The organism is Diaphorobacter caeni (assembly GCF_015354245.1).
Taxonomy (GTDB): Bacteria; Pseudomonadota; Gammaproteobacteria; order Burkholderiales; family Burkholderiaceae_C; genus Diaphorobacter_A; species Diaphorobacter_A caeni.
The window spans coordinates 391,905-407,923 of the sequence record NZ_JADKYZ010000002.1; the positions used below are offsets into that span (position 1 = coordinate 391,905).

Annotated in this window: 15 protein-coding genes and 1 riboswitch; of the genes, 11 read left to right on the forward strand and 4 right to left on the reverse strand. The window is 66.0% G+C overall.

Translation table 11 applies throughout. The features are described from left to right. Positions 1 to 11: 11 nt before the first annotated feature. The 9 genes from trbE to ISG32_RS05810 all read left to right on the forward strand — a co-directional run bounded on the left by trbE (position 12) and on the right by ISG32_RS05810 (position 9,525). Entirely contained in the window at positions 12 to 2,477 is a 2,466-nt protein-coding gene (trbE, locus tag ISG32_RS05770; RefSeq protein ID WP_194770050.1) for a conjugal transfer protein TrbE, read from the forward strand. Beyond that, positions 2,474 to 3,199: a P-type conjugative transfer protein TrbJ gene (gene trbJ / locus ISG32_RS05775; protein ID WP_194770051.1), complete on the forward strand. Its 726-nt coding sequence runs from the start codon at positions 2,474 to 2,476 to the stop codon at positions 3,197 to 3,199. The genes trbE and trbJ overlap by 4 nt, the downstream gene beginning before the upstream one ends. Before the next feature lie 10 nt (positions 3,200 to 3,209). After that, entirely contained in the window at positions 3,210 to 3,539 is a 330-nt protein-coding gene (locus ISG32_RS05780) for a hypothetical protein (protein WP_194770052.1), read from the forward strand. Next, positions 3,536 to 4,909: a P-type conjugative transfer protein TrbL gene (trbL, locus tag ISG32_RS05785; RefSeq protein ID WP_194770053.1), complete on the forward strand. Its 1,374-nt coding sequence runs from the start codon at positions 3,536 to 3,538 to the stop codon at positions 4,907 to 4,909. Before ISG32_RS05780 ends, trbL begins: the two co-directional genes overlap by 4 nt. A 12-nt stretch (positions 4,910 to 4,921) precedes the next feature. Continuing rightward, positions 4,922 to 5,626 (forward strand): conjugal transfer protein TrbF, encoded by a 705-nt coding sequence (gene trbF / locus ISG32_RS05790; protein WP_194770054.1) that lies wholly within the window; start codon positions 4,922 to 4,924, stop codon positions 5,624 to 5,626. Next, positions 5,623 to 6,606 carry a P-type conjugative transfer protein TrbG gene (gene trbG / locus ISG32_RS05795; RefSeq protein WP_194770055.1) on the forward strand — a complete coding sequence of 328 codons (984 nt, stop codon included), beginning with the start codon at positions 5,623 to 5,625 and terminating at the stop codon, positions 6,604 to 6,606. Before trbF ends, trbG begins: the two co-directional genes overlap by 4 nt. Before the next feature lie 2 nt (positions 6,607 to 6,608). After that, positions 6,609 to 7,880, forward strand: coding sequence for a TrbI/VirB10 family protein (locus ISG32_RS05800; protein ID WP_194770056.1), 1,272 nt, complete (start codon positions 6,609 to 6,611; stop codon positions 7,878 to 7,880). After that, the gene (locus ISG32_RS05805) at positions 7,877 to 8,122 is read left to right on the forward strand and encodes a DUF2274 domain-containing protein (protein WP_194770057.1); all 246 of its coding nucleotides are present in this window, start codon (positions 7,877 to 7,879) and stop codon (positions 8,120 to 8,122) included. The genes ISG32_RS05800 and ISG32_RS05805 overlap by 4 nt, the downstream gene beginning before the upstream one ends. Positions 8,123 to 8,725: 603 nt before the next feature. Beyond that, positions 8,726 to 8,897, forward strand: a riboswitch (FMN riboswitch). A 103-nt stretch (positions 8,898 to 9,000) separates the two neighbouring features. After that, positions 9,001 to 9,525, forward strand: a complete 525-nt coding sequence (locus ISG32_RS05810) for a 6,7-dimethyl-8-ribityllumazine synthase (RefSeq protein WP_194770058.1) — start codon at positions 9,001 to 9,003, stop codon at positions 9,523 to 9,525. Between the two features lie 84 nt (positions 9,526 to 9,609). Here the strand turns inward: ISG32_RS05810 and ISG32_RS05815 are convergent, their stop codons facing one another. From ISG32_RS05815 to ISG32_RS05825, 3 genes are all read right to left on the reverse strand, one after another. Then, a complete protein-coding gene (locus tag ISG32_RS05815) occupies positions 9,610 to 10,824 on the reverse strand; it encodes a DesA family fatty acid desaturase (protein ID WP_194770059.1) in 1,215 nt (404 codons plus the stop codon). A 214-nt stretch (positions 10,825 to 11,038) separates the two neighbouring features. After that, positions 11,039 to 12,313: an RsmB/NOP family class I SAM-dependent RNA methyltransferase gene (locus tag ISG32_RS05820; protein ID WP_194770060.1), complete on the reverse strand. Its 1,275-nt coding sequence runs from the start codon at positions 12,311 to 12,313 to the stop codon at positions 11,039 to 11,041. Between the two features lie 104 nt (positions 12,314 to 12,417). Further along, positions 12,418 to 14,289: a M48 family metallopeptidase gene (locus ISG32_RS05825; RefSeq protein ID WP_194770061.1), complete on the reverse strand. Its 1,872-nt coding sequence runs from the start codon at positions 14,287 to 14,289 to the stop codon at positions 12,418 to 12,420. 48 nt (positions 14,290 to 14,337) lie between these two features. On the opposite strand from ISG32_RS05825, the gene ISG32_RS05830 reads away from it, so the two are divergent. Further along, positions 14,338 to 14,589 (forward strand): DUF1653 domain-containing protein, encoded by a 252-nt coding sequence (locus ISG32_RS05830; RefSeq protein ID WP_194770062.1) that lies wholly within the window; start codon positions 14,338 to 14,340, stop codon positions 14,587 to 14,589. 13 nt (positions 14,590 to 14,602) lie between these two features. Here ISG32_RS05830 and purN read toward each other — a convergent pair whose 3' ends face one another. Further along, the gene (purN, locus tag ISG32_RS05835) at positions 14,603 to 15,181 is read right to left on the reverse strand and encodes a phosphoribosylglycinamide formyltransferase (RefSeq protein WP_194770063.1); all 579 of its coding nucleotides are present in this window, start codon (positions 15,179 to 15,181) and stop codon (positions 14,603 to 14,605) included. Positions 15,182 to 15,273: 92 nt separating this feature from the next. Between purN and ISG32_RS05840 the strand changes: the two genes are divergently transcribed. After that, on the forward strand, positions 15,274 to 15,978 hold the full coding sequence (locus tag ISG32_RS05840) for a YceH family protein (RefSeq protein ID WP_194770064.1): 705 nt from the start codon (positions 15,274 to 15,276) through the stop codon (positions 15,976 to 15,978). The last annotated feature ends 41 nt before the right edge of the window (positions 15,979 to 16,019 follow it).

Genomic DNA, 16,019 nt, shown 5'->3' on the forward strand with positions numbered 1-16,019 from the left:
GGGATGCCGCCATGCTGAACCTCGCCGAATACCGCCAGCGCCCGGCTTTGCTCGCCGACTGGCTGCCCTGGGCCGGACTGGTCGCGCTGGGTGTCGTCTTGAACAAGGACGGCAGTTTCCAGCGCACGGCCCGGTTTCGCGGGCCTGACCTCGACAGCGCCACGCAAGGCGAGCTGATCGCCACGTCGGCGCGCTTGAACAACGCGCTGCGCCGACTGGGTTCGGGCTGGGCGCTGTTCATCGAGGCCGAGCGCCGCGCTGCCGCTGATTACCCGCACTCCGAGTTTCCCGAGCCGCTGTCTTGGCTGGTGGATGAAGAACGCCGGGCCACCTTCGAGGAATCGGGCAACCACTTCGAGAGCGGCTATCACCTCACGCTGGTGTACCTGCCGCCCGAGGAATCCCGTGCCCGCGCCGCCAAGATGCTCTACGAGAACACGCCGACGAATGGCGTGGACTGGCGCGAGCGGCTGCAAGCCTTCGTCGCGGAAACGGATCGGGTCTTCGACCTGCTCGATGGCGTCATGCCGGAAATCGCCTGGCTCAACGACAGCCAGACGCTGACCTACCTGCACGCGACCATCTCGACGCGGCGCTACCGCGTCGGCGTGCCCGAGGTGCCGTTCCACATCGACGCGCTGCTGACCGATTCGGCGCTGGTCGGTGGCCTCGCGCCCATGCTGGGCGACAAGCACCTGCGCGTGGTGTCGGTGCGCGGATTCCCGACCTCGACCTGGCCGGGGATTCTGGACGACCTCAACCGCCTGGGATTTGGGTATCGCTGGAGTACGCGATTCTTGTGCCTCGACAAATCCGAGGCGGAACGGGAGTTGGGGCGCTTGCGCCGGCAGTGGTTTGCGAAACGGAAGAACGTCATCGCGCTGCTGCGCGAAACGATCTTCCAGCAGGAAAGCCCGCTGGTCGATACCGACGCGAACAACAAGGCCGCCGATGCCGATGCCGCCTTGCAGGAGCTGGGCAGCGATCAAGTCGCCTTCGGCTACCTGACGGCGACCGTCACCGTCATGGACGAGGACCCCGGCGCAGCCGACGAGAAGCTGCGCATGGTGGAGCGCGTCATTCAGGGGCGCGGCTTCGTGACCATCCCCGAAACGCTCAATGCCGTGGATGCGTGGCTTTCATCGCTCCCCGGCAACGCCTACGCCAATGTGCGCCAGCCCATCGTCTCGACGCTGAACCTGGCGCACATGATGCCGGTTTCGGCGGTATGGGCCGGGCCGGAGAAGAACGACCACCTGGGCGGCCCGCCGCTGATCGTCACCCGCACCGATGGCGCGACGCCGTTCCGGCTGGTGACGCACATAGGCGACGTGGGCCACACGCTGGTCGCCGGGCCGACCGGCATGGGCAAGTCGGTCTTGCTCGCCACGCTGGCGATGCAGTTCCGCCGCTATCGCGGCTCACGCATCTTCGCGTTCGACATGGGACGCTCCATGCGCGCCACCATCCTAGGGCTGGGCGGCGAGCACTACAACCTGGGCACGGACGGAGAAATCGCCTTCCAGCCGCTCGCCCGCATCGACCGAGAGGGCTACCGCACCTGGGCCGCCGAATGGATCGAAGGCCGCTTGCTGCACGAAGGCGTGGCAGTCGGCCCGGACGAGAAGGCGGCCATCTGGTCGGCGCTGCAAAGCCTTGCCGGTGCGCCGGTGGAGCAGCGCACGATGACCGGGCTTTCCGTCCTCTTGCAGTCCAATGCGCTGCGCCAGGCGCTCGCGCCGTATGTGCTCGGCGGCGCGCACGGCAAGCTGCTGGACGCCGACCACGACCGGCTCGGCATGGCCGACGTGCAGTGCTTCGAGATGGATGAGCTGATGCACAGCAAGGCCGCCGTCATGGCCGTGCTGCATTACCTCTTTGCGCGCTTCGATGAACGCTTTGACGGTGCGCCCACGCTGCTGATCCTCGATGAAGCGTGGCTGTTCCTTGATGACCCGGTGTTCGCGGCACGCATCCGCCAGTGGCTCAAGACGCTTCGCAAGAAAAACGTGTCGGTGATCTTCGCCACGCAGTCGCTCGCGGACATTAAGGATTCGAGCATCGCGCCCGCAATCATCGAGAGCTGCGCAAGCCGCATCTTCCTGCCGAACCCGCAGGCGACCGAGCCGCAGATTCGCACGATCTACGAGGGCTTCGGCCTCAACAGGCGGCAGATCGAAATCGTCGCCACCGCGCAGCCCAAGCGCGACTACTACTACCAATCCCGCCTCGGCAACCGCCTGTTCGACCTCGACCTGGGGCCGGCGACGCTGGCCTTCGCGGGCGCTTCCACGCCGCAAGACCAGCGCGCCATTGACGAGGTTCTTGGCCGCGTGTCGCCGGATGCCGGCCCTCCCGGTTTCGCGGGCGCCTGGCTGCGCCATCGCGGCCTTGATTGGGCGGCTGACCTGCTGCCCTCGTTCCCCGGCCTCACGTCGGGTTCCTTCGCTGACCACCCACAGGAGATCCTGCCATGAAGAAGCGCCTTGTCGCCGCTGCTATCGCGGCCATGCTTTGCACCGCCACTGCCCATGCGCAATGGGTCGTGATCGACCCGACGAACCTCGTGCAGAACACGATGACCGCGATCCGCACGCTGGAGCAGATCAACAACCAGATTCGCCAGCTCCAGAACGAAGCGCAAATGCTGATGAACCAGGCGCGCAACCTCGCCAGCCTGCCGTCCAGCGTGGTCGGCCAATTGCGCGCCAACCTGGCGACGACCGAGCGGCTGATCGCCCAGGCCCGAGGCTTGGCTTACGACGTGACCCATCTGGATCGGGAGTTTGCACGCCTGTATCCCGAGCAGTACGCCGCCACCGTCAGCGGCGACCAGATGTATCGCGACGCCCAGGAGCGGTGGAAGAACACGCTCAACGGCTTGCAGACCACCATGCAGATGCAGGCGCAGGTGTCGCAGAACCTGGGCGAAGACGAAAGCGTGCTGACCGATCTGGTCGGCAAGAGCCAGTCGGCCGAAGGCGCATTGCAGGCGATGCAGGCCATGAACCAGTTGCTTGCCTTGCAGGCCAAGCAGTCGATCCAGTCGCAGCGGCTCCAGATCACGCAAGACCGGGCCGCCTCGCTGGAACTGGCGCGGCAGGCGGCGGCCACCGAGCGCGCCCGCGAAGTGCGGCGGCGCTTCCTCGGGGAAGGCACGCCGTACACGCCGCAGTCCGTCAACTTCTACCGCGACTGACGGGGGCGACATGCGATGCGTCCTCGTCCTTGGTACCGTGCTGCTGGCCGCCTGCGGCGAGCAGCCAGCCGACAACCTCGCCGATGCCCTGGCCGCCGATCCCGTGCGGCTCAAGGCATTGCGCGCGCAATGCGCGGCCCATCCGCCACAGGTCATGCAGGCCACGGGCGAGGACGCTTGCCGCGCCGCCGCCGAAGCCTTCCGGCGGCGCTTCTTTTCCGGCGAGGCCGGGCCGGATGAATACCGGACGCTGGCCGACCTGCCGCCGATCCCGCCCAGCTTCGAGGAACCGGCCGATGGCCCCGCGCCGGACTTGCCCGCCCCGGAGGACGCGCCATGAATGACGTGACCATCATCGATCAGTTCCTCAACACCTTCGCCACCTACATCGACTCGGGTTTCGGGCTGCTGCGCGGCGAAGTGGCGTTCCTCACGGCCACGCTGATCGTCATCGACATGACGATCGCCGGGCTGTATTGGGCCATGAGCCACGCCACCGGCCAGGGCGATGACGTGATCGCCAAGCTGCTGCGCAAGGTGCTCTACGTCGGTGCCTTCGCCTACATCCTCAACAACTTCAACTGGCTGGCCAGCATCGTGTTCCGCTCGTTCGCGGGGCTGGGCATCACCGCCACCGGCTCGGCCATCACGATGGAGAACTTCTTGCAGCCGGGCCGGCTTGCCAAGACCGGCATCGACGCCGGGGCGCCGATTCTGGAGCAGATCGGCGAGATGGCGGGCTTTCCCGAGGTGTTCGCCAATCTCGATCCCATCGTGGTGATGTTCCTCGCGTGGCTGGTCGTGGTGCTGTGCTTCTTCGTGCTGGCGATCCAGCTTTTCATCACGCTGATTGAGTTCAAGCTGACCACGCTCGCAGGGTTCGTGCTGGTGCCGTTCGCGCTGTGGAACAAGACCAGCTTTCTCGCCGAGAAGGTGCTGGGCAATGTCGTGGCCGCCGGCATCAAGGTGCTGGTGCTGGCCGTGATCGTCGGCATCGGCTCGGGCCTGTTCTCGCAGTTCCAAGTCCATCCTGCCGAGCCGAACATCGACCACGCGCTGGTCATCATGCTGGCCTCGCTCACCTTGCTGGCGCTCGGGATCTTCGGCCCTGGCATCGCCACGGGCCTCGTGTCCGGTGCGCCCCAGCTCGGCGCGGGCGCGATGGCCGGCGCCGCCGTCGGCGCTGCCGGGACTGCGGTTGCCGTCGGCGCAGCGGCTACGGGCGTGGGCGGCGCGGTGGCCGCTGGTGCGCGCATGGCCCCGGCTGCCGCCAAGCTGGCCGGCAGCGGCGCGCGTGCCGCCACGTCGGCGGCCGGCAGCGCGAAGTCGGCGTTCCAGGCGGGTTCCGCCGCAGCAGGCGGCGGTGCCAAGGGTGCGATGGCGGGCTTGGGTAATGTCGCCAAGACCGGCGCGCAGTCTGCCGGACGCGCTGCCGCATCCCGCGCTTCCGCTGCCGGGCAGCGCATGGCCGCGCCGTTCCGCGCGGGCTGGAACGGTGACGCTGGTGCGTCAGGCGGGCAAGCCGCCGCCGCCAGCGAAGCGTCCGCAAGCACTGCCGCTGCACAGCCCGCCGAGCAGCCCGCTTGGGCCAAGCGGCTGCAACGCCGCCAGCAACTCACCCATGCCGCGACCACCACCGCCCACACGCTGCGCGGTGGCGATGGCGGCGGCTCCGGCCAAGGGCCGAGCCTGCGCGATTCCGACTCATAAGGAGAACAGACCATGCGATTCAAGAAACCGCAGGTGCGCTACGCCGACACGCCGCAGCCTGCCACGCCGTACCAAGCTGCCGGCCAAGTGTGGGACGACCGTATCGGCTCGCCGCGCGTGCAGGCGAAGAACTGGCGCTTGATGGCGTTCGGCTGCCTGACGCTCGCGCTGCTGATGGCCGGCGGCCTGGTGTGGCGCTCGGCGCAGTCCATCGTCACGCCCTACGTCGTGGAGGTGGACAACGCGGGCCAGGTGCGCGCCGTGGGCGAAGCCGCCACGCCGTACCGGCCCAACGATGCGCAGACGGCGCACCACATCGCGCGCTTCGTGACGCTGGTGCGCTCGCTGTCCATCGACCCCATCGTCGTCCGCCAAAACTGGCTGGACGCCTACGACTACACGACCGACAAGGGCGCGGCCGTGCTCAACGACTACGCACGGGTCAACGATCCGTTCGCGCGCATCGGCAAGGAATCCGTCACGGTGCAGATCACCAGCGTGACCCGCGCCAGCGACACGTCTTTCAACGTGCGCTGGACGGAGCGGCGCTTCGTCAACGGCGCTGCGGCAGGCACTGAACGCTGGAACGCCGTGATTTCCATCGTCCAGCAGACCCCGCGTACCGAGCAGCGCCTGCGCAAGAACCCCCTGGGCATCTACGTCAACGGCCTGTCCTGGGCGCGTGAACTGGATTCTTCCGAAGGAGCAAAACCATGAACCTGTCTTTCCGCTTTTACGCTTTGCCGTTGATGCTTGTTGCCCTGGCAGGCTGCGCCACGCAGGGCAAGCCACCGCCGACCATCTCGCTCGATGAGCCGGTGCAGGCCCAGCCGCTGCCGGAGCCGCCCGCGCCGGTCGAAGTCGTCACGGTGCCCGAGCCGCTGGCGCTGCCGGCGCAGTTGAAGCCATTGCCCGAGGCCGCCAAGCCTGTGCCGGAACCGGCCGACGAAACCGTGCGCGTCTCGCGCGCCAATGCCGAGGCGCGCATCGCGCCCACGCGCGAGGGCTACGTCAATGCGATTCAGGTGTGGCCCTTCACCGATGGCGCGCTGTATCAGGTCTATGCGGCCGTGGGCCGCGTGACCGTGATCGCGCTCCAGCCCGGCGAGGAACTGGTGACGGTCGCCGCCGGCGATACGGTGCGCTGGATCGTGGGCGACACGTCCAGCGGCAGCGGCGAAGCGTTGCGCGTCAACGTGATGGTCAAGCCCATCCGCTCGGGCCTCAAGACGAATCTCGTCATCACCACCAGCCGGCGCACCTACCTGCTGGAGCTGACCTCGACCGAAAAGACGTGGATGGCGTCAGTGTCCTGGGAGTACCCGAAGGACAAGATGCTGGCCTTGCAGCGCCAGGCGCAGGCGGCCAATGCCGCTGCGCCGGTCGATACCGGCTTGTCACTGGAGAAGATCCGCTTCCGCTACGCGATCAGCGGCAGCAATCCGCCGTGGAAGCCGCTGCGCGCCTTCGATGACGGCGAGAAGGTCTATATCCAGTTCCCCGCCGGCATCGCGCAAGGCGAGCTGCCGCCGCTGTTCGTGATCGGTGCGCAGGGCGACGGGCAACTGGTGAACTACCGCTTCCGTGCGCCGTACTACATCGTGGATCGCCTCTTTGGCGCGGCGGAGCTGCGCTTGGGCGGCGACAAGGGCGATGTGGTGCGGATCGAGCGCACGGATGGCACGCGGAGGAACTGACCATGAGCCAGGACGACACCCCCGACCGTGCCGCGCCGCAGGCGGGCAAGGTCGCGCCCGAGGCGGTGGCGCTGCGCGCGCAGCCGCGCCCGGTCACGCGCCTGAACCGGCGCACGCTGGCGATGCTCATGGGCGGCCTGTCGGTGGCCGTGCTCGGAGCCACCATCTGGTCACTCCAGCCGCACCGGCGCGGCGCGGGCGAGCAGACCGAGCTTTACAACGTCGATCGCGTCTCCAAGTCCGAAGGGCTGGACGGCCTGCCTTCGGACTACTCGAAGCTGCCGCCGAAGGTGCCCGAGCTGGGGCCGCCACTGCCGGGCGATCTTGGCCCGGCCATCGTAGCTTCGCAGCAGCCGGTCACGCCCACCTATGCGCCGCCTGGCCATGACCCGGCGGATGCCTTGCGCAAGGAGGCCGAAGCGGCGGCGGCTTCGACGGTGTTCTTCCGCTCGGGCCAGCAGGGCAAAGCCACCGCGCCTGCGACAGCCCAAGCCGCTGCGGCTGCGCCGGGCAGCGCCTTGGCGGGCTTCGACCCGCTGGCGGCCGGGCCGGCCTCGACGGCGGCCCAGCCTGCCGACCCGACTGCCACGCAGAACCGGCAAGACCAGAAGGAGGCGTTCCTGAAAGGCGGTTCTACGGAAACCCGCAATTCCGGCAACCTGCAAATGCCGGCCTCGCCGTATCAGGTCATGGCCGGGACGGTGATCGCGGGTGCGCTCGTGACGGGCATCAAGTCGGACGTGCCGGGCGACGTGATCGGCACGGTGACGGAGCCGGTTTATGACTCGGCCACAGGCAAGTTCCTGCTGATTCCGCAAGGCTCGCGCATCATGGGTAAATACAACAGCCAGGTCAGCTACGGGCAGAGTCGCGTGCAGGTGGTGTGGAACCGGATCATCCTGCCCGACACGTCATCGCTGACGCTGGACAACCTGGTGGGCACCGACCCGGCCGGTTATTCCGGCCTGGAAGATGGCGTGGACTACCACTGGGGCCGCATCTTTGCCGGCGCGGCGTTGACCACGCTGCTGGGCGTAGGCGCGGAACTGGCCGCGCCCGAGAACCGCCAGGACGGCAACCGCATCGTGATCGCGGGGCGAGATAGCGCCCAGGACAGCATCAATCAGGTGGGCCAGGAGATGACCCGGCGCAACATGAACATCCAGCCGACCTTGACCGAGCGACCGGGCCTGCCGGTGCGGATCATCGTCAACCGCGATTTGGTGCTGCGGCCGTACCAGCCGATGTTCTTCCAGAGGGGGACTATGCGATGAGTACGAGCAAAAAGCTGCGGCTGGGGCCTCTACCCAAGACCGAGAACTTCAAGTTGACCTTTGCCTGCCCGGCCAGCCTGAAAGCCGACCTCGACCGCTACGCCGCGCTGCACGCGCAGACCTACGGTGAGGCGGTTGATGCGGCGACGCTCATCCCGCACATGCTCGAAGCCTTCATGGCAGGAGATCGGGGATTCAGGAAGGGCACCACGACGCGGAGCATGCCGTCCAAGCCGACATGATGGCCGCGACCACTGCCCAGCAGCATCCATCGAACGCGCGGCCCAAGGCCGCGCGTTCTTCATTCTGGATGCCGCCAAGAGCCGCCTGGGCTATGATGACAAGACAAGCCCGCCGTCCCTCGGCAATCCGGCACGACACAGTGCGATGCGGCTTTCTCTCCCAACGCTCCTATGTGGCTCCTAGCTCCCGAGGCCACACCTCGCCAAAGTGGCTGAGAAAAGAGCTAACCTACTGTCCCATATGCGGTTTCAAGCCCTGCGTGATTTTCACGAAGGACTTGACACCGGAACTTTTTTGTTGCCCTGATTGTTTGTTTGGTTACGCCGCCTTCGGCGTCGATGTTTATCCGTTTGGAGGCGCCAAGAAACGCCTTCATGCGTTGTTGCGAAGCCTTGCCGTACAGGCGTACTGTCTGCGGCTTCGGCGCCTAGCCTGAAGGCGTTTCTTGGCGTTGTGGGGGTTGATCAGGAGGCAGTGGTGGCCGCTTGGGCCCGCTACTCCCGTGATTCAATTCCGCTCAATGGAACAATTGTTTGCTGTCACCTGTTTGCCAATGATGTCATTGGCTTGCTCCTAAAATCGGCGCTGACTCCTCACGGAGTCCACGTTCTCAGGGCGGGGCGAAATTCCCCACCGGCGGTATCTGATGCGTTTTTTCAAGAAGCGACATCAGCAGCCCGCGAGCGCCGCGCTTCATTCAAATGGGATGCGGGTCAGCAGATCTGGTGAGATGCCAGAGCCGACGGTCACAGTCCGGATGAAAGAGAAACGTGAAGCAAGATGCTCTGTTGCGGCTCCTGTGGGGTGCCGCGCACGGCATTGCGCTTCGCGCGCCCTGATTCATTTCAACGCTTCATCGTTTCAAGAAACAAAGCAAATGAATCAGACCGACATGCAACATCTGTCTCCCAACGCGGCCGCACCCGCCGTGCCTTCCAACACCCGCATCGCCATCATCAGCGCCAACTGGCACGATGACATCGTGCACCAGGCACGCGACTCGGCGATCCGCCGTCTCGTCGAACTCGGCGCCAACGCGGCCAACATCCAGACCGTGGAACTGCCCGGCGCTTTCGAGATTCCGCTGATGGCCAAGAGGCTCGCGGAATCGGGTCAGTTCGATGCGGTGATCGCCTGCGCGCTGATCGTCAACGGCGGCATCTACCGCCACGAGTTCGTGACCACCGCGGTGATCGACGGCCTCATGCGCGTGCAGCTGGATACCGGCGTGCCCGTGTTCTCGGTGGCGCTCACGCCGCTGAACTTCCATGATCACGACGATCACCACGACTACTTCTTCCACCACTTCCTGAAAAAGGGCGAAGAAGCCGCCAACGCCTGCGCGCACACGCTCGCGCAGCATGCGCAGGTCGCCAAGCTGCTGGCCCCGCAGGCTGCCTGAAAACGATCTGCAGAATCAAATGAAAAAAACCTGCGAGCCTTGCTGTTCGCAGGTTTTTTTGTGGGCAACCGATGCCGGAAAAGCTCAGCCGTGCGCCGCGCGCAGACGCATGGAGAAATCCTGCAGCGCCTTGATGCCACTGGTCTCCGCACGCTGACACCACGCCTGCAGGTCGGCCGTCAGCTGTTCGCGCGATTGCGAGGTGTTGAGCCACAACTGGCGCAGTTCCTCGCGCATGGTGATCATCTTGTCGAGCACCGGGTGCGCCGCACGGGCCTCCACCAATTGCGCCTGCCAACGGGCTGGCACCTTCTCGGCGTCGCGATGCAGCCAGCGCTTGGCGGCACGCATCGCGGTGACGTCGGCCTTCTTCGCCTTGAGCGCTTCAAGCTCGTCACGGCAGGCCTTGCGCACGCCACGCGCATAACGCGCCATGACCTCGTAGCGATTGGCGATCACGGCCTCAAGCGTCTTCTCGTCGGCCACGGGCTTGACCTCGCCGAGCAGCATCTTGGGCGGCAGCTTCTTGACCTTGGCCCAGCCCACCTTCTGCATCGCGCTGATGTAGAACCAGCCGATGTCGAATTCATACCGCTTCACGGAGAATTTGGCCGATGTGGGATAGGTGTGGTGGTTGTTGTGCAGTTCCTCGCCGCCGATCACGATGCCCCAGGGCACGAGATTGGTCGACGCATCCACAGCCTCGAAATTGCGGTAGCCCCAATAGTGGCCCACGCCGTTGACCACACCGGCCGCCCAGAAGGGAATCCAGAGCATCTGCACCGCCCAGACCGTGAGACCTACGCCGCCGAACAGGATCACATCGAGAATCAACATCAGGCCCACACCCTGCCAGCCAAAGCGCGTGTACACGTTGCGCTCCATCCAGTCGCTGGGCGTGCCGTGGCCGAACTTCTTGAGCGTTTCCTCATTCTTCGCTTCGGAGCGATACAGCTCCGCGCCGCGCCACATCACTGTGTTCAGGCCGCGCGTCTGCGGGCTGTGCGGATCGTCCTCGGTCTCGCACTTCGCGTGGTGCTTGCGGTGGATCGCCACCCACTCCTTGGTCTGCATGCCTGTGCCGACCCACAGCCAGAAGCGGAAAAAGTGCGACGGAACCGCACCCAGATCAAGCGAGCGATGCGCCTGCGAGCGATGCAGAAAAATCGTCACCGCCGCAATCGTGATGTGCGTGGTCAGCAGCGTGTACAGCACGATCTGCCACCAAGCCAGATCCCACACGCCATGGGCCAGCCATGCAATGACGGCGTTCAGCGGAGCCCAATCAGGTAACAGCATAGACAAGCAGCCTTCACAACACAGGGTTTCGCCGAACTCCGGCGGGACATGACGACATTAGGAACCGGTCATGAGGCAAGAATGCCCATACCCGCAAAAAGTTCCGAGGTATGCAGGACAGCGCCGCAACATCCGCGAGAGGGACGTGCCTGCAAAACCGCTTGAGAGCGTCAACACGCCCTCAGGCCGACAACGGATGGCGGCCAGCTATCGTTTACTTGCGCGTCCAGACCGCGGCGAAGAAACCATCAGTCTGGTGCGTGTGCGGCCACAGACGCAGGTAGCGCGTGCCGGTCTCGCCGCCGCTGCACAGATCATTCGCAGAGGCGACCTTCAATTGCGTGAGCAGCTCGCCCGCATCCAGCGCCTCGAAGCCTTCATGCGCGGCTGAAAACGCCTCGGCAATCGCCTCGTTTTCCTGCGGCAGCACGCTGCAGGTCGCGTAGATCAGGCGGCCGCCCGGCTTCACGAGGCGCGCGGCGCTCGCGAGGATGGCGGTCTGCTTCTGCGCGAGTTCGGCCAGCGCCTCGGGCGACTGGCGCCATTTCAGATCGGGATTGCGGCGCAGCGTGCCGAGGCCCGAACAGGGCGCGTCGACCAGCACGCGGTCGATCTTGCCCGCCAGGCGCTTGATGCGCTCATCGCGCTCGTGCGCGATCGCCGCAGGATGCACGTTGGACAGCCCCGAGCGCGCCAGACGCGGCTTGAGCGCTTCCAGACGGTGGGCCGACACGTCGAACGCATAGAGTCGGCCGGTGCTGCGCATGGACGCGCCGATGGCCAACGTCTTGCCGCCGGCGCCCGCGCAGAAATCCACCACCATCTCGCCGCGCTTGGCGTCGAGCAGCAGGGCCAGCAATTGCGAGCCCTCGTCCTGCACCTCGATGGCGCCGCGCACGAAGGCGTCGAGCTTGGTGAGCGGCGGCTTGCCGTCGATGCGCAGGCCGAGCGGCGAGTAAGGCGTCGCCACCGACTTGATGCCGACCTTGGCCAGCTCTTTCTGCACCACGTCGCGCTTGTCCTTGAGCGCATTCACGCGCAAGTCGAGCGGCGCGGGCTGCGCCATGCTGTCCGCCAGCGCCCAGAAACCCGCCTCGTCCAGCTGGGCCTTGAGCGGCTCGACCAGCCAGTCCGGCAGGTTGTGGCGGTGGTGGGCCATCAGTTCGTCGAGGTTGACGCTGTCGCAGGCATCCAGCCACTTGATTTCATGGTCGGACAGCGCCGCCTTCACGAAATCACGCGGGCCGTGGAAGCCCAGAATGGCCAGGCGCCGCTCGCGCGGGCCGCTGCCGGAGCGGGCGAGCTGCTCGAACAGCAGCTTCTTGCGCAGTACGGCGTAAGTCGTTTCGGCCAGAGTGGCGCGCTCGCGCGGACCGAGATTGCGGTGGTCGCGGAAAAAACGGGAGACCACGGCGTCGGCCGGGTGCTCGAAGGTAAGAACCTGCCTGATCAGCTCAGCGCAGGCATCCAGAAGGGCTTTGGGGTGCATCCTCCAATTGTCCCATCTTTGGGAACACCCCCGGAGTCGCTGCGCGCCTTCCCCCCGCTCCATGCATTGCTTACGTCCAGGCTTTGCTTGCGCAATGCGGACCGCTACTCCCGAACGAAGACCGGCTGCCCCGCCACGCTCAGCAGCTGCTCCTTGCTGCCGGCCTGATCCCATGGAACGACCCATGCCATGCCGCCCAGATCGATGCGCTCGCCGATCTCGGAGCACAGTTGCTGTTTGGCCGCGTCCTCGGTACGGGCGAGCGCGACGAGCAGCACGTGGGCGCGCCGGTCGGGCATGCAGGCGATCTTCTTGCGCAGGAGCCAGGCCTGTCGCACCGGGTGGATGCGCGCCAACTCGGCCTGAAGCTCCGCGAGCTCGAAGGCGCTCAGTTCATGCGCCTGCACGGATTCAAGAATTCCGCTGCGGTTGAGCTCCTGCATCACCTCCGCCTCGGCGTTTTCGGCTTCGCGGCGACGCTCGCGCCATTGCTTGAGCGCCTGCTCCGGGAATTCGCGCCCTTCGCGCTTGGTTTCCAGCTCCTGCACCGCCATGCGCGCGGACCAGAGCCGGTGCGCGGGGTGATGATTCCACAAGCGCTCCAGATACTGCAGGCAACGCTCCGGATCGGTCTCGACCATGTGCAGCGCCTTGCCGATCAGCGCCTGCGGCTGCACCGGATCGCGATCCAGCGCCTTGCGGTACAGCTCGACCGACATGCTGGACGCGGGATTGAGCCGCTTGATCAGCTGTGCCATCTCCACCAGATCGGCCACGCTGTTGTTGGCGGCATTCGCCTGCAGTTCCATCACCCGGGTGCGGGCGCGCTGCAGCCAGGCGTGGTGGCGCTTCCACCCGTCGGCATTGTCCTTGCACCATTCGCGGTCGAACTGGTCGATCCAGCGTGCTGCGCTCGCGCCCAGCAATTCAAGCGAACCGCGCTCGGACCACTGCTCGGGCAGGCGCGGGCGCTCCTTGTCCTTGCTCAGAGCGGCCAGTCGCTCGCGCAGCACCGGGTGCGTATCGTCCACGCTCGAGAGATGCCCCAGCCCGCTGCGCAAGGCATCCTGCGCGAAGTTCTGGTCAGGAATCTGCACCAGCAGGCGCTGCATCGCCTTGTAGGGCCCGACGGGCAACGGCTCGCGCACGGCCTGCGCCCAGTGCAGGTTCCAGAAGCGGGTGTGCAGCCACTGCCCCTTGACCCGGCTCTCCACCAGCTCCGCCACGGCCTCTTCGCGCCCGATCAGCTTGGCGGCAAGGCGGTCGGCCTCGTACTCGTTCTGCCGCGCCATCGCGAAGGTACGGGCGACGAAGCGCGGCGAGTACCAGCGCAGAAACGCCTGTGTCGCCACGGCGAACGGGCTCGCCGAGTCTTCCATGCTCTCGTAGAGGCGCATCCAGCTCTTGCGGGTACGGTAGATCCACGAGCCGAGCTTTCCATGATCGCCGCGCAGATGGCCGTATTCATGCGCCAGCACCACCAGCATGCGGCGCTTGTCGAGCGCCATGAGCATGGGCAGGCCGATCATCAGCTGATTGACGGAGCCGCCCAGCACCCCGAAGCGCGGCACCTGGCGCACGCCGGCGTTGAATTCGTCGTCGAGATAGACCTCGTGGATCGGCGGGCCCTTGATGCGCTTCTGGATGCGCGCAAGCGATTGGAAGAGCTCGGGCGCATCCTCAGGGGTCACGCGCACGCCGACGGGCGGCTCGGTCGGCACGCGCAGCGCCTTGAGCCCCACCCAGAGCAGCCCGCAGGCGGCGAAGATCAGAGAGATCCAGACAAAGCCGAATCGCACGTTCATCAACTGATGCACACTGAAGGCCAGCAAGGCGAGCGCGACGACCACGCAGCCGATCACCCACAGATAGCCCAGCGCCGCGAAACGGATCACGCTGCGCCGGTAAGCCCGGCTGTCGTGGGCGCAGTCCTGCTCGCTGGTGCGCGCCAGATGAACGAAATCGGCGTAATCCATCTCCTGTCAACTCCCTTTGTCAACCCTTACTTCCTCCCAATAGTAACCATGTCTGCAGAAAAACTCCCCACTTTGGTCGTGACTCCGCCTGGCCTTTACCGCCATTACAAGGGCAACCTCTATGAAGTGCTGGACACGGTGCGCCACAGCGAGACGCTGGAGCCGATGACGCTGTACCGCGCGCTCTACGGCGAGCGCGGGCTCTGGGTGCGGCCGGCCGCCATGTTCGGCGAAACGGTGGTCATCGACGGAGTGACGCAGCCCCGCTTTGCGAAGCAGCCGCAAGACCCGCAGGAATGAAGAAGCTGTGCGCTCAGCCGCGCATCAGCTCGGCGACGGCGCGCGGATAGATCACGTGCTCCTGCGTGAGCACCCGGGCGGCCAGCGTGTCGGCCGTGTCGTCCGGCAGCACGGGCACGACGGCCTGCTCGAGAATCGGGCCAACGTCGAGCTCTGCCGTCACCCGGTGCACCGTGCAGCCGGCGAACTTGCAGCCCTCGTCGATCGCTCGCTGGTGCGTATGCAAGCCGGGAAAGGCCGGCAGCAGGGAGGGATGGATGTTGACCATGCGCCCCTCGAAGTGCTGCACGAATCCGGGCGTGAGAATGCGCATGAAGCCCGCGAGCACCACGAGCGCCGGGTCGTGGCGGTCGATGATCGCGGCCAGCTCGGCGTCGAACGCCTCGCGCGTGGGAAACTGCTTGTGATCGAGCACCTCGGTGGCGATGCCGTTGTCCTTGGCGAATACCAGACCACCCGCGCTGGCTTTGTTGCTCACGACGGCGGCAACGCGGGCACCATAGCGGCCAGCCCAGTCCTGCTGCTGGGATGCACGCACAATGGCAGCCATGTTGGAGCCACCGCCCGAGATGAGGATCACGATGTTTTTCATGGGCGGCGATTGTCGCACCGAAGCCAAGGGGCGTCGGGGCGATCAGGTTATTTGATGGAACGTTGAACCGAGCACCGGAAAGAGAGAAACGCATGCCCTTCGATCCCCACACCACCCCGCTGACCGCCGAAGAAGCCCGCGTGCTGGCCACTCTGGTCGAAAAGTCGCGCACCGTGCCCGACAGCTACCCGCTCACGCTCAACTCGCTCGCCTCGGGCTGCAACCAGAAAAGCAGCCGCGATCCGGTGATGCAGCTCTCGGACGGCCAGATCCAGGAGGCGCTCGACAATCTGCGCCGCCGCTCGCTGGTCACCGAAATCGGCGGCGCGCGCACTTCGCGCTGGGAACACAACTTCCCGCGCGGCGTGGGCGTGCCCGACCAATCGGCCGCCCTGCTCTGCCTGCTGATGCTGCGCGGGCCGCAGACCGCCGGCGAACTGCGCATCAACTCCGAACGCTGGCACCGCTTTGCCGACATCTCCTCGGTCGAGGCCTTTCTCGATGAACTGCAATCACGCAGCGAGGAAAAAGGCGGCCCGCTGGTCGTGCTGCTGCCGCGCGCGCCTGGCGCCCGCGAGCAGCGCTGGACGCATCTGCTGTGCGGCCCGGTGGACGTTGCGGCGCTGGCGGCAGCCTCCGGCAGCAGCGCGGCGCCCGCCCCGGCCTCAGCCCGCGACAACGCCATGGCGGAGCGCATCACCGCCCTCGAATCCGAAGTGGCGAGTCTGCGCCATGCGCTCGCCCAGGTCTGCGAGCAACTCGGTATCGAAATCGAATCGAACACCGCTGAAAATTGAATCAAAACTGTCCCGGCGAGGACAGTTTTGAAAAGCACACG

What these genes read in the sequence shown, in the direction of transcription:
- trbE (WP_194770050.1), top strand. Translation starts at nt 12, where the DNA reads ATGCTGAACCTCGCCGAATACCGCCAGCGCCCGGCTTTGCTCGCCGAC.
- trbJ (WP_194770051.1), top strand. Translation starts at nt 2,474, where the DNA reads ATGAAGAAGCGCCTTGTCGCCGCTGCTATCGCGGCCATGCTTTGCACC.
- ISG32_RS05780 (WP_194770052.1), top strand. Translation starts at nt 3,210, where the DNA reads ATGCGATGCGTCCTCGTCCTTGGTACCGTGCTGCTGGCCGCCTGCGGC.
- trbL (WP_194770053.1), top strand. Translation starts at nt 3,536, where the DNA reads ATGAATGACGTGACCATCATCGATCAGTTCCTCAACACCTTCGCCACC.
- trbF (WP_194770054.1), top strand. Translation starts at nt 4,922, where the DNA reads ATGCGATTCAAGAAACCGCAGGTGCGCTACGCCGACACGCCGCAGCCT.
- trbG (WP_194770055.1), top strand. Translation starts at nt 5,623, where the DNA reads ATGAACCTGTCTTTCCGCTTTTACGCTTTGCCGTTGATGCTTGTTGCC.
- ISG32_RS05800 (WP_194770056.1), top strand. Translation starts at nt 6,609, where the DNA reads ATGAGCCAGGACGACACCCCCGACCGTGCCGCGCCGCAGGCGGGCAAG.
- ISG32_RS05805 (WP_194770057.1), top strand. Translation starts at nt 7,877, where the DNA reads ATGAGTACGAGCAAAAAGCTGCGGCTGGGGCCTCTACCCAAGACCGAG.
- ISG32_RS05810 (WP_194770058.1), top strand. Translation starts at nt 9,001, where the DNA reads ATGAATCAGACCGACATGCAACATCTGTCTCCCAACGCGGCCGCACCC.
- ISG32_RS05815 (WP_194770059.1), bottom strand. Translation starts at nt 10,824, where the DNA reads ATGCTGTTACCTGATTGGGCTCCGCTGAACGCCGTCATTGCATGGCTG.
- ISG32_RS05820 (WP_194770060.1), bottom strand. Translation starts at nt 12,313, where the DNA reads ATGCACCCCAAAGCCCTTCTGGATGCCTGCGCTGAGCTGATCAGGCAG.
- ISG32_RS05825 (WP_194770061.1), bottom strand. Translation starts at nt 14,289, where the DNA reads ATGGATTACGCCGATTTCGTTCATCTGGCGCGCACCAGCGAGCAGGAC.
- ISG32_RS05830 (WP_194770062.1), top strand. Translation starts at nt 14,338, where the DNA reads ATGTCTGCAGAAAAACTCCCCACTTTGGTCGTGACTCCGCCTGGCCTT.
- purN (WP_194770063.1), bottom strand. Translation starts at nt 15,181, where the DNA reads ATGAAAAACATCGTGATCCTCATCTCGGGCGGTGGCTCCAACATGGCT.
- ISG32_RS05840 (WP_194770064.1), top strand. Translation starts at nt 15,274, where the DNA reads ATGCCCTTCGATCCCCACACCACCCCGCTGACCGCCGAAGAAGCCCGC.